Annotated in this window: 10 protein-coding genes, 1 tRNA gene and 2 pseudogenes; 5 read left to right on the plus strand and 8 right to left on the minus strand. The window is 51.9% G+C overall.

Features of this window, described 5'->3' with window-relative positions:
- Positions 1-335 precede the first annotated feature (335 nt).
- Both C3F36_RS02835 and C3F36_RS02840 read left to right on the plus strand, forming a co-directional pair.
- Positions 336-1,076: a phosphatase gene (locus tag C3F36_RS02835; RefSeq protein ID WP_104454428.1), complete on the plus strand. Its 741-nt coding sequence runs from the start codon at positions 336-338 to the stop codon at positions 1,074-1,076.
- Positions 1,077-1,163: 87 nt separating this feature from the next.
- Positions 1,164-1,239: transfer RNA gene (locus C3F36_RS02840), tRNA-Thr, on the plus strand.
- A 376-nt stretch (positions 1,240-1,615) separates the two neighbouring features.
- Here C3F36_RS02840 and C3F36_RS02850 read toward each other — a convergent pair.
- Positions 1,616-1,873 carry a hypothetical protein gene (locus tag C3F36_RS02850; RefSeq protein WP_104454430.1) on the minus strand — a complete coding sequence of 86 codons (258 nt, stop codon included), beginning with the start codon at positions 1,871-1,873 and terminating at the stop codon, positions 1,616-1,618.
- Positions 1,870-2,139 carry a hypothetical protein gene (locus tag C3F36_RS02855; protein WP_104454431.1) on the minus strand — a complete coding sequence of 90 codons (270 nt, stop codon included), beginning with the start codon at positions 2,137-2,139 and terminating at the stop codon, positions 1,870-1,872. The genes C3F36_RS02850 and C3F36_RS02855 overlap by 4 nt, the downstream gene beginning before the upstream one ends.
- A 187-nt stretch (positions 2,140-2,326) precedes the next feature.
- Between C3F36_RS02855 and istA the strand changes: the two genes are divergently transcribed.
- Positions 2,327-3,892: an IS21-like element ISAs27 family transposase gene (istA, locus tag C3F36_RS02860; protein ID WP_043851823.1), complete on the plus strand. Its 1,566-nt coding sequence runs from the start codon at positions 2,327-2,329 to the stop codon at positions 3,890-3,892.
- A gap of 22 nt (positions 3,893-3,914) precedes the next feature.
- Positions 3,915-4,670, plus strand: a complete 756-nt coding sequence (gene istB / locus C3F36_RS02865) for an IS21-like element ISAs27 family helper ATPase IstB (protein WP_043851824.1) — start codon at positions 3,915-3,917, stop codon at positions 4,668-4,670.
- A 74-nt stretch (positions 4,671-4,744) separates the two neighbouring features.
- Here the strand turns inward: istB and C3F36_RS02870 are convergent.
- The 3 genes and pseudogenes from C3F36_RS02870 to C3F36_RS02880 all read right to left on the minus strand — a co-directional run.
- Positions 4,745-5,830: pseudogene (locus C3F36_RS02870) on the minus strand (ISAs1-like element ISAs1 family transposase); the annotation flags it as partial.
- 33 nt (positions 5,831-5,863) lie between these two features.
- Positions 5,864-8,299 (minus strand): DEAD/DEAH box helicase, encoded by a 2,436-nt coding sequence (locus C3F36_RS02875; protein ID WP_104454432.1) that lies wholly within the window; start codon positions 8,297-8,299, stop codon positions 5,864-5,866.
- A gap of 9 nt (positions 8,300-8,308) precedes the next feature.
- Positions 8,309-8,956, minus strand: a pseudogene (locus C3F36_RS02880) (DNA methyltransferase); the annotation flags it as partial.
- Between the two features lie 114 nt (positions 8,957-9,070).
- Between C3F36_RS02880 and C3F36_RS02885 the strand changes: the two are divergent.
- Positions 9,071-10,345, plus strand: a complete 1,275-nt coding sequence (locus C3F36_RS02885; RefSeq protein WP_011191341.1) for an IS4-like element ISApu2 family transposase — start codon at positions 9,071-9,073, stop codon at positions 10,343-10,345.
- On the opposite strand, the gene C3F36_RS02890 is transcribed toward C3F36_RS02885, so the two are convergent.
- From C3F36_RS02890 to C3F36_RS02900, 3 genes are read right to left on the minus strand one after another with little or no spacing between them, the layout of a single operon-like run.
- Positions 10,326-11,435 (minus strand): site-specific DNA-methyltransferase, encoded by a 1,110-nt coding sequence (locus tag C3F36_RS02890; RefSeq protein ID WP_104454434.1) that lies wholly within the window; start codon positions 11,433-11,435, stop codon positions 10,326-10,328. The two genes, C3F36_RS02885 and C3F36_RS02890, sit on opposite strands and share 20 nt — an antisense overlap.
- A 23-nt stretch (positions 11,436-11,458) precedes the next feature.
- On the minus strand, positions 11,459-11,632 hold the full coding sequence (locus tag C3F36_RS24130) for a DUF4276 family protein (RefSeq protein ID WP_199769702.1): 174 nt from the start codon (positions 11,630-11,632) through the stop codon (positions 11,459-11,461).
- A 6-nt stretch (positions 11,633-11,638) separates the two neighbouring features.
- The gene (locus C3F36_RS02900) at positions 11,639-12,589 is read right to left on the minus strand and encodes an IS1595-like element ISKpn3 family transposase (RefSeq protein WP_043851557.1); all 951 of its coding nucleotides are present in this window, start codon (positions 12,587-12,589) and stop codon (positions 11,639-11,641) included.
- Between the last annotated feature and the right edge of the window lie 57 nt (positions 12,590-12,646).

Raw genomic sequence — 12,646 nt, forward strand, 5'->3', positions numbered from 1 at the left:
GCACTCTATATCTATGCCACTGCAATTAAACATTAAGTCTCGCCCAACCTGCGTCATGCTAGTTGGGCATTTTTTTGCCCTGCCGTCACCCGATGCGCCGACAGAGAACCAAAAAAAACCGTCGCAGGGGCGACGGCGGGGAAAACGGGTCTGACCATCCAGTGTCGACCCATCGATGGGTGTTCAGGCTTGCATCGATGTCGCCATCCTCGCAGTGAAACGTCATCAGACTTTGTCAGCACAGACCCAAATTGTGACAAAGTATGGCAACCAGCCACATGGCCCGGCTTCGCCAATCTTGCTATGCTGTCGCCTCATGCCAGAGGGGATAGAAGATGAAGTATACGGTCGATACCCACACGCACACCGTCGCCAGCACCCACGCCTACAGCACCATTCACGATTACCTGCCCATCGCCAAAGCCAAGGGGATCAAGCTGTTCGCCACAACGGACCATGGCCCGGACATGGCAGATGCCCCGCATTACTGGCATTTCGTCAATCTGCACGTGTTGCCCAGGGTTGTGGACGGGGTCGGTATCCTGCGCGGCATCGAAGCCAACATCAAGAATATCGACGGTGAAATAGACTTCCCTGAGCGCTACGAGTCCCGGCTCGACATGATCATGGCGGGCTTTCACGAACCGGTGTTCCCCCCCTGCGATCAGGCGACCCACACCCAGGCCATGATCAACGCCATTCGAAGTGGTCGGGTCGACATGATAAGCCACCCCGGCAATCCCGCCTTCCCCATCGATATTCAGGCGGTGGTCAAGACAGCGGCAGAGTATCGCGTGGCACTGGAGGTCAACAACTCCTCGTTCAGTCACTCCCGTGCAGGTAGTGAAAGCAACTGCCGCGCCATCGTCGAGGCGGCGCGCGATCTGGGTGCCTACCTCACTTTCGGCTCCGACTCCCACGTGGCATTCAGCCTCGGCGACTTTGATCACTGCCATCGGCTGGTCACCGAAGCCAACTTCCCACATGAGCGGATCCTGGCCCGCTCCCCCCGCGCACTGCTCGATTTTCTCGAGAGCCGCGGCCGTGCTCACATCCCGGAGTTCATTGACCTCTGATATGCCTTAACATCATGAGCCAACTCATAAAATCGAGTTGGCTCAATTGACTTGTCCGGCTTTTTTCACGACTCTGAACATCAGGCCGCCGGTATAGCTCAGTTGGTAGAGCAGCGCATTCGTAATGCGAAGGTCAGGAGTTCGATTCCCCTTATCGGCACCAGATAAAACAAAGGGTTAGCATCATGGTGAGGCTAACCCTTTGTGCATTCTGACTGTTTGGCCCAACAGGGGGCCCAACAGGTGGCAATCGGTAGGGCTTTTCATAGAGTCAGCGAGATAGCCTTGCTTTCATCACCTCAAACACGGCGCGATACTCTGGAATCAATACCTTCACCTCTGGCGACTCAATGCGCACGGTTAGGCGTCTGGTTCCGTTGTATCCAGCCATCCCGCCGAACTTAGAAAGCCACCTGCGCGGCCCCATGCCCTTCTCTGCGGCAACCAGAGAGCGAACCAGCATTTCCTCATCGCGTCTTATGTCGTCACGATCATCTATCAGCATTCAGCCCCCAACAAAAAAGCCCCGTAAGGGGCCGTTAGCAATCATCATCGCGAATGATCTTGTTTCGCAGTTCAACGTAGAACTTCAGCCGCTCAGGCTCCACACCTCTCACCTCTGCAAGTGCTGTGATCTCGTCATCGCTTGCGACAACGAAATCCCCATCCTTTGGCAGCTCACTAGCCAACCGCATGTACTTAGCCAGCAAATCCACCGAATCGCCACCATATCGACGAGAGACGGCCTTCTCGACCGCTCCCAGTCGCTTTAGCAGGCCCTTGGTTCGGGCGCTCATTCCTCTGCACCCTTGCCAATCTGCCCCAGCATCTTTTGCCACCGCGCGTGATAGTTAGCTTCAGCGTTAACAAGGTCAAGCAAGCAGCCGGAAAGCTGGCCGATTTCTCGCGCTGCACCACCGGTGGCAACCTCAATCGCCTTTGCCCGAGCCTCTCCAGCCATGCTGGTGCGCCCAAGCTGTTCGGCGAGTGTAGCCAAGCTGTTCAGCGATTTGTAATCATCAAGCTCGGAAAGCAACTGCTCAAAGTGCATATTCCCACGCATGGCGATCGCTCAATAACATTCATGCCGATCACGTAATAACATCCATGCCGATCACTCAATAACATCCCACGCCGATCACTTTTTACCCTCGATGGGAAACCATGATCGGCATCCATGTTATTGGTGACTTTTTCTCCCCGCTTCGTTAAACCCGCACTTTCCCATCTGCTCCAACAGAGGAACGTGCATGTCTGCGAGGCCTATCACTGTGAGAAAACTCAAAGAAATTCTTCGCCTTAAATATCAGGCTCAACTGGCTCATCGGCAGATCGCCCTCAGCCTGCATATCTCTCCTAGCACCGTATCCTATTACCTCAACCGGGCGGCTCAACTGGGTATCATGACCTGGCCCCTGTCTGAGTCCTGGGATGATGTCTCCCTGGAGCGCGCATTTCTCAAGACCTGCTCTGTCCATAAAACTCAGCACAAACCCACTCCCAACTGGGCCTTGTTGCATCAGGAACTCAAAAAACCAGGTCAAAAAGGCGTGACCCTCGAGCTGCTATGGCAGGAGTACGCCGAGCGCCATCCAGGCTCCCACTACAGCTACAACCACTTCTGTCGGCTCTATAAAGAGTGGGCGGCGCTGCTGCAACCCTCGATGCGGCAGACCCATATTGCGGGCGAAAAACTCTTTGTCGACTACTGCGGCCAGACCATGCCCATTGTCGATCCGCATACCGGCGAGATCCTTTACCGGGCCCAGATCTTTGTCGCCGTGCTGGGGGCCTCCAACTACACCTTTGCCGAGGCCACCCGCTCCCAGCAGCTCGATGACTGGGTGATGAGCCACAAGCGCGCTTTCGAGTTCTTTGGCGGTGTGCCGCAATTGGTGGTACCTGATTGCCTCAAGAGTGCCGTCAGCGTGGCGCGCAATACCGATCCGGATCTCAACCCTACCTACCAGATGCTGGCGGCCCATTTCGGTACGGCGATCATGCCCGCGCGGCCCCGCAAGCCGAAGGATAAGTCCAAGGCGGAGGTGGGCGTGCAGATCGTCACCCGCTGGATCCTGGCGGTGCTGCGTCATGAAACCTTCCATAGCCTGGCCCAGCTCAATCAGCGAATGGGTGAACTGCTGACCCGGCTCAACCAGAAATCCTTCCAGAAGCTGCCTGGCTGCCGTGCCTCACTGTTTGCCGAGCTCGATGCACCGGCGCTCAAGCCGTTGCCGGATTATCCCTATCACTACACCAAAGTAGTGCCGGTGCTGGTTGGTAAGGACTACCACGTCGATCTGGAAAAGCACTATTACTCAGTGCCCTATGCCTTGCAGGGCAAGCGGCTGGAGGCGCATCTGGCCGAGCATACCGTCACGCTGTACCACGCGGGCAAGATCGTGGCCGAACACCAGCGGAGTCATCACAAAGGCCAGCACAGCAGCCTGCGTGAACACATGCCCGCGCATCATCAGGCACTGCTGGAGTGGTCGCCAGAGCGACTGCTTGGCTGGGCGGCGTCCATCGGCCCCTACACCACGCATTGGGTGGATGGCTTTATCCGGCAGGCAGAGCATTCGACGCAAGCGGTGCGCCCTTGCCTGGCCTTGCTGGGGCAGAGCAAAACCTATGGCAAGGAGCGGCTGGAAGCGGCCTGCCTCCGGGGGCACCTGACCGGCGCCAACCGGCTGCACAACATCCGCAGCATGCTCAAGCATGGCCTGGAGGAGCAACAACTCATTGCCAACGAGCGACAGGATCCGCTGCAAGACATCCGTCATGACAATGTCCATGGCGAGCACTACTTCCACTAACCCCACGGATCAGGAGAAGCCGATGCAATTACACCTCGATGAACAACTAAGCCGCCTGCACTTGAGCGGCATGAAACAGGCTCTGAACCAGCAGCAGGCCCAGAGCATGCTGTACCTGGATATGGGTTTTGAAGAGCGGCTGCAACTATTACTGAGCCATGAGCTGGTGCAGCGGGAGCAGAGGAAAACCAACCGCCTGGAGAAGCAAGCCCGGTTCCGGCTAGCCGGACAGGTGGAGCAGCTCGACTATCGGGCGGGTCGAGGCGTGAGCAAAGCGCAGATCCGCCAACTGCTGGAAGGACACTGGCTGAGTCATCAACAAAACCTGCTGCTAACGGGCGCGGCAGGCTGTGGCAAGAGTTACCTGGCGTGTGCCCTGGGCCGTTACTTTATCCGGCAAGGAGTGGGCGTGCGGTATTACCGGCTGAAAACCCTACTTGAAGAGATGCGACTGGCCCAAGCGGATGGCAGCTATCCGAAACTGCTGGAGCGGGTAAGCAACATAGGGGTACTGATCCTGGATGACTGGGGCATGGAGATGCTGGACGCGAGCGAACGCAGCAACCTGCTGGAGATCATCGATACCCGCTACGGCAACGTCTCAACGATAGTGGCGAGCCAATTGCCGGTGGAGAAGTGGTACGGGATGATCGGAGAGGCAACCTTCGCCGAGGCGATCTTGGACCGACTGATCCACAGAGCGGTGCGCGTGACCTTAACGGGAGAATCGATGAGAAAACAGGGCGCCAACTTGACCGATGCCGATCAGGCGGAGTAAAAGGAAGACGCTATAAACGCGGGCAGAAAAAAAGTGATCGGCATGATGTTATTGGCTGATCGACATGATGTTATTAGCCAAGCCCGATAGTCGTCATTCCAGCCGGCTCTTTTTAGCTTGTTTCTCTGACTTCGAGCACCACAATTGCTCTGTTTTACGATATTCAATACGAACCGCCGGAATAGCGCCATATTCTCGACCGCATCCTCCATCGCTATCCTGGAAGCATCCTCGTTGAACACCACATCAAGAATGTAATGCTGGCTGTTCTCTATCCGCCAGTGCTGCCGTATATAGTGCCCTAGCAGCTTGTGCTTGGGGGATAACGAGCTGACATAGTAAGAGGTATCTACCGTTCCTTTTCCGTTGGCGCTGCGGTGACGCTCAACGGCAATGATGCTGCGGATTGTCGGCCATTTCTCCGTCAACTCTGGCGGTAATTTGGCTTTTAATTGAAATACATAACGCTCTTCCTGGCGGCCATGTCCACTCTCTTTGTGCTCGACGACAATCTTCTCTTTCTGGGCGTCAAACAGTGACTGGAATTGCGATTGAACCGCTTGATACAGCTTCGGTTGATTATTCTTGACCTGTACCACTACATGAGCCTTCTTCTCGCTGATTTTCTCCAGTGTCTCACGCTGACAATGCAACGCATCGAGTGTGACAACGGCTCCTTTTAGCTCAAGAATGTCCAGCATATCTTTGACGGTTTCGATTTCCCCCTTCTTGTTAGGGGTTGCTTTCTGGCTTAACACCAGCCCATTTTCGGTATCGTAAGCCGTGACCAACTGAAGCGCATCCTTGGCATTTCCCCGAAAGGAGCCGCGTAACACCTTGCCATCAAAGGCAATGATGGGTTTGCCCTGATGAGTGCGCTGTTCATTGACCCAGCACAGCAACGCTTCAAGCAAGGTATCGATGACAATGCAGCGCAGAATGCGGGCAACCGTGTGACGCCGCGGGATGCCGTTGGCAAAGGGGCGATGCTGACGGAGCCAATCGATCTTTGAATCGCCATAGGTTTCGATGTCATTCCAGCCCTCGGCACCACTCATGATGGCACTGATGACAAGGAACATGACATCAACCAGGTTATGTTTACGATTGATCTCAGAGCGAGTTTCTTCGACAAGGGTAAGGTGTTCAATCAACGTCATAGCGCGTGCCTCCTGCATGGAGACGCGATTAGATCACAGACGATCTGCCTGTTCAAATTTCATTAACAAAGTGCGATCCCGCCCTGGTTCGTTATGGGCATAGTTGAAGGTGGCTGGGCGTAATACATCAAACCCTTTAGTAACGTGGCCAACGTAATCGGTTGGTGTCGTCCACATATGCTGTTTCATCTGCACCCAGATAAAGTCTGCAAGTTGCCGCCCCTGTGTTTTGAGCAGAACCTCTACCTCTTCATCATTCAGGTAGGTTTGCAAATGCGCAACCATTTGCCCTGCAAGGCGGTAAAGCAATCCCGCATGCTCGTCATAATCGATTTCGTCATGGTCGAAGAGATAATGAACCAGGTAGTTTTCCAGACGCTCCTCTGACATGCCGCTTTGAGCCCAACTGATGGTGCTGGAGCTGTTGTCCTGCAGATTTTGCAGCAGCATCTCCTGACTACTTGGCCGCATCGCAATGCTGTTTAACCGACCCAACTCAAACTCTGCAAAACCATAGTTTACATCACGGGTCGGCAGGATCACGATCTGGGGAATGTCGATAGTGTGTTCTGCTACTTTTTCAGAAATCTGGCCAACTAGCTTCGCAATACTCTTCTCATCCAGCTCACGCGGAGCAATTGGAGCAGGGGAAGACATACCGGTCAGCTCCGGTTGAATGGCTGGGCTGGAGATAGGTGGTGATATTTCCTTCATTACCTGCTGAACCTTGCGGGTAACGCTTTGTAGCACTTCAGGTGTCATCAACTCTTTGCTGCTTCCAAGACGCTTGGCTTCATCGCTGATGATCCTGACAGTGATCTCGGCAACTTGCCGCTGAGCCTCAGTTGCGAGAATCGGTGGGAGATTACCTGTGTGTGTACTGTTGCCCTGGTATGGTGGAGCAAAGCCCTCCTTGACTTGATGGCCCTGACCATCAGTAGGAGTTAGTCCCAGCAGCGTATCGGCCTGCGATGGCACGATCACTTGATTCGGCTTATGTTCCGGGATCCCGTCATCGTCATCATCAGCACCGATGAAGAGCGTTTTCTTGATGATGGAGTCTTCCTGGTTGGAACGGTCAATGATCTCTTGAAACCGGTCATGGGCAATGATCGTCAATCGATCCACGGCCTCGACCTCTGTCCGTTTCCCATAGGGCAGGCGCAAGCCCCGGCCAATGGTCTGCTCGGTCAGAATCTCGGAGGCAGACGCACGCAACGGCACTATGGTGTAGAGGTTGGTGACATCCCAGCCTTCTTTAAGCTTGTTAACGTGAATGACTATCTCTGTGCTCTTGTCATGCTCAACCGCCAACAGGCGTTGAGTGTTTTCGTCAGACTCTTGGCCGGTCTGGTTAGAGTGGACGGTAATCACCTTACCCTTATAGGCACCATGGAAAAATTCACTATCTTCTATACGGGCCTTGATGGCTTCGGCGTGGTTGGTATCTTGCGCCACCACCAGCATAAAAGGCTTAACCAATGGCCTACCGGTATTGTTGGCATAGCTGGCCAACTCGGTTTTGACGTATTCATGATGATGGATGCCATCTTCCAGTTTGATGGTTTCAAGCTGCTGTTCGCTGTAACTACTGGCTTTGAAGTCTTTGCGGGTAGCCACTGCCGGAGTCTTGATGTAACCATCATTGAGGGCTCGGGCAAGCGGATAGTGAAACACGATATTCTTGAAATCTCGTGGCTTGGCCCCAGTGGTTTTCGGCGTTGCCGTCAGCTCGATACCCAACACAGGCTTGAGGTCGTTGATTGCGGTTGCACCAGAGTCTGCGTAGTAACGGTGGGCCTCGTCCATCAAGACCACCAGATCAGGCAAATCGGCCAGGTAGTTGAAGTAGGAGTCTCCGATATACTCCTGCAGGCGGCGTACTTTCGCATGCTTGGACTTCTCAGCCCCTTTCTTGTTATCCAGAGCATTGATCTTGGAAACATTAAAAATGTTGATATGCGGCGCGGTCTCGGCAGCAAACAAATCTCCCGTGGCACTCATCGTCTGAACCTGATCCAGACGAACGCCACGTCCCTCCTGATAGTCATCACCGGTGATCAATACCGGCGGTGTCTGAGCCAATTCGGGGATGCCTTGGAACACATACTTGGGCGAGCCGGGCAAAAAATCCTGCTTCAGCTTTTCATAGATTGTCAGGTTAGGAGCCAAGACAAAGAAATGCTGGCTACGCCCGGTCAGATAGAGCCATGCAATCATGGCTCCCATCAGGCGAGTCTTACCAACACCGGTTGCCAGAGCAAAGCAGAGCGAAGGGAAGTCTCGCTCAAAACTCTTGAATGGCAGCTTCTCGGCTTTGAGGAGATCAATCCAGTGTTGTAAATCAGGCTCTTTCTCCAGCTTCAGCTGTTCTAACAAGCGGCAGAGGATCGCGAGCGATTCACTCTGCGGCTTGCGCAGGGAAAGGCGCGCCCCGATCTGGTTGGCGATAGTGGTCCCGTTGCTCATGGCTTTTCCTTATTCTTCGCTGTCATCATCAGCCCACTCTTCGTCCTGCTCTTCTGGCAGCACATTGAGGGTGAAGCTGTAGTCATCATGATCCCACTCGCATTTGTTCAGAATGACTTTGGGGATTTTCTTCAGCGTCAAATTTGGGAAGTCGGCGCCATCCATCATAAACGCCTTACAACAGATCAACAGGGTACGCTCATTCCCCACTTCTTCGCTGATCCGCTTGAGCTGGTCATAGGCCAGTGAACCGGTGGTCACGTAGATATGATCCGTTTCGGTGCTATAGCCATGATTCCAGAACTGGGTTTGGCTCGGTGCGTAAATAAAGCCCATATGCTTGCACATAGCCTCAGCCAGCATCTCGGCGTTATATTCCTTGTTGATCACCCAGTTGCCCCAGTCATCTTTTTTTAGCAAAGAGGGGGCCAAGCGAAGATATCGGAAACCACCACCACCTTGCCAGTTAACCGCCTTGGAAATACCATCTTGATCTAGGCCTGTGATAACATTTTTTAATCTTGGTTGGATATGTGTTAATGCTTGTTCACCAAGCTCAATTGCAATCCAACGCCGGTTCATTTTGTGAGCTACTGCAGCAGTAGTCCCAGAACCAGAAAATGAGTCTAAGATAATGTCTCCCTCTAAAGTACATAGATCAAGGACTCTTCATGTACAGGATCTTTAGCTACAACCAATTGAAATAGATAGAAAAAAGGCTTCGTTTGTGATCTGATTTAATCGCCAAAAAAAACCGACACGCCCGAAGCCATGACTATTATCAATGCAACCCAGTACCTCAAGCAACTTCTTAGCTCTTCTGAACTCAACCGGATCGGTAAATTTACCGGTTTTTGTCAGCGACTCCGGGATATCCAGCCTGCGAGACTACTCCCGGCTCTGCTCTCAGGGCTTGGTTGCGACAAGGTGGATGGTATTGCTGGTTTGCATCGCCATTTCAATGCGTTGCAGCTCCATGATACTGACCAAATAGCGTATAAACCCTTTCACAACCAGTTACGCAAGCAGGGTTTTCCCTTGTTCATGCGCGCACTGGTTGAACGAGCCATCGCCTTACGCCTCAAGGAGTGTCTACCGGACGCCCACGGACTGGCAGGCTTTGAGCAGGTACTGCTGCAGGACGGGTCGTCATTCGCGTTACATCCGCAATTGGCAGAACATTTCCCGGGCCGATTCAATAAGCACAGCCCCGCTGCGGTAGAGTGTCATATGACCATGTCCTTGCTGGACCAGTCGCCGATATCGATGAGTATCACGGCGGATACCGAATCGGAGCGCAAGCATCTTCCGGCCGCAAATTCGTTAAATAACAAACTGTTATTGGCGGATGCCGGTTACATCAGCCGCGAGTACTTTGCTGATGTGACCAAAGCCAAAGGAAGCTATCTGGTCAGAGGGAGTCAAAATCTCAATCCCAAAGTACAGGCAGCTTACCGACAGGACGGCAGGGAAATGCCCAAGTTACTCGGAAAAAAGCTCAAGGATATCGATCGGAGAAGCTGCAGAGCCGAGGTTCTGGATCTGGATGTGAGTTCGGGAAAGTATAAATATCGACTCATAAGACGTTGGTTTGCAGAGGAAAAACGGTTCTGTATATGGATGACCAATCTTCCGCGTGAGCGATGGCCAGCCGAGAAGGTGATGGCATTGTATCGTTGCCGTTGGCAGATCGAACTGTTGTTCAAAGAGCTGAAATCACATAACCGGTTGAAGGCGTTCGCGACACGACAAAAAGCGATAGCGGAAGGCTTGATCTGGGCTAGTTTGCTGGCCTTGCTGGTCAAACGTCGGCTGGCGCTGACGCTGATTGGCAGCGCGGAGTTATCGATGCTGAAGATTGCCAAAAACAGCGCGCTTTGGTTAATGCCGATATTGGCGAGCATCATCCATGGTGCGTGGCAGGAAATAACAGAGAAGTTGGAGTGGGCAATGGTGTATTTATCCAAAAACGGCAAAAAGAGTAGGCAGAGAAAATCCAAGCAAAACAACACGTTAGACGGTATTATTAATTCGCTTGCCGCTTAAGGTTCTGTACATGAAGGACTCTTTTTATCAAGGCTTCTGGTTTTTTCCCTTTGGGGAATTTAACACCACCCTCTTTATGCAAGTTATTTGACAAAATGTCATCCCATAAATTAGTTAATGGCTCTCCAGATACAATTTCCCCATCTATTTCTTTGAGCTTCTTTTTATAAAACAACCAACGCTGGCCGTTTTTAAAGTACATGTCATCATGCTCAAGACGCTGCAGGTAAATGATTGAGTTTGGATTAGCCTTAGACTCATCGATAGCATCCCTTACATTTTGCCCAACTGCATTGTAATCAGGCCTTGCTGGCTGAACTACTTTATGAGCATTTTTTATCACGAATTCACTTAACAAATTCTCATATTGAGAACCAAGTTTTTTCTTCAGCGATTTACTATCCATGCCGTAACTATCAGCAAAGGCTTCACTTAGTGGGATAAGTGTCCATGATTTATATCCACCATCATAGTTATCTATAAACTGGGAGTATCTAGAATCTCGTTCTCTCGATGTAAACAGCCTATTCGGTCGCCAAGCACGTTTGTTTTTAGCATAAATAACAAGATAATTTGTTGTCGATACCAAGCCGGGATTTATAGCTTTATGGCCAGTTGCTGAGCCTTGTTTAAAGGTGACGATGTTGACCCTATTTTGTCGGCCAAAAATTTCATCAAGCAACACAACAAGATATGCCAGTTCATTATCATCTATATGAACAAATAGAGACCCATCTGTAGCAATAAGTTTATGAATTAATTCCAGACGGTCTCTCATTAACGTTAGCCACTGTGAATGTTCTAGGCCATCATCATAGTTTTCAAAGGCTTCGCCAGTGTTAAATGGCGGATCTATATATACGCATTTTATTTTATCAGCGTATTGTAGCTCTAAGGCTTTAAGTGCCAGTAGGTTGTCACCATGGATTAACAGGTTGTCATTAAAGACATTATTGACATCACTCTCACTATTCGTAGAGATTAATGGAGCCTGATAAGAGAGGCCTTTATCCTCCAGAAAAATACGCGGCTCAAGGCGTGGTCGTTTATCCTTGCCAATCCAGGTAAGTTCAAGTTTTTGTTTATTCATAGTGGCTCTAATTCCAATAGAAATTAACGAGGAAGCACCAGCAGGCGCTCAATCCAGCGATTAAAATGTGGACATTGGGCGCGGATCGCATCTAGGCCAATATCTTCAGCAATCAAGGGACCATGCAGTGTCTTTTTATAGTTCGGTACGAGTGCCAGGATCCGCTTGGAAGGCGCAGTTTGCGGGCTGTTATTGATACCTGATTACCCATGACCCTCAGCCAGCTTCAAGAGCCGATATGGCATCGGAGGGCTTGCCACGACTGCATGCCCCAATTCTACCAACATGCTATTGAGGTCAAAACGATGATTAAACCGGAAGCAGTATTCCGCAAGATGCCTTGGTAAATGCTTCGCTCCGAGCGTATGGCAACTGCCCCGCAGCGAGTTTTTCACATTTCCTATCATCGTGTTTACCCAGTTGAATGCCGGATGATCCAGCCAGTCCAGGTTGCCCCCGGTGACAACTCCCAGGTGCTCACAATTGGCCTCCTTGACCGCTTTGAAACAGGCCAATCCATCGGATATCACCGCGCTACCACTGGCAATATGCCGTTTTGCCCAATCAGCAACGGACTTGGTTTTGAAACCATCGACCACCGTCATCCGCATCTTGATTGGATGTCCTTCCTTGTTCAGGGCCACTGCTGCCACAAACGGCGTCTTGCCTGCCGCGCCCCGACCCCGTTTGCCACCACGGCGCTCGCCACCCCAGTAGACATCATCGAGCTGAATGATGCCGCTGATGGGCTGCTTGTCATCGGACTCTTTCATGGCTTGCAGCAGCTTGTGCTTGAGCATCCAGGCGGTGTCATATTTGACGCCCAACTGGCGCTTTAGCTCCATCGCTGACAAGCCTGTTTTGGTTTGTGACAACAGGTGCATTGCCAGAAACCACTTGGTCAGTGGGAGCTTGGTGTTTGCGAAAATCGTGTTTCCAGTCAATGACATCTGGTGACGGCAGTGATTGCATTGCCACACACGTGGCCGCCTTCTCAGGCGACAACAGGTCTTGTTGGCACATTCAGGGCAGACAAAGCCGTTAGGAAAACGCCAAGTGAACAGCGCGTTTTCGCACTGAGCCTCAGTGCCATAGTCCTTGAGAAACTCAAACAGGCTGTAGCCTTTCTGGAATTGGATTTTGCTTTTGGCCATGATCTCGCACCTCGATAACTGTACGTAAGATCAGTATAGTTCGTGGTAACTGACTGC

It is taken from the genome of Aeromonas sp. ASNIH2, from assembly GCF_002934795.1.
GTDB lineage: Bacteria > Pseudomonadota > Gammaproteobacteria > Enterobacterales > Aeromonadaceae > Aeromonas > Aeromonas caviae.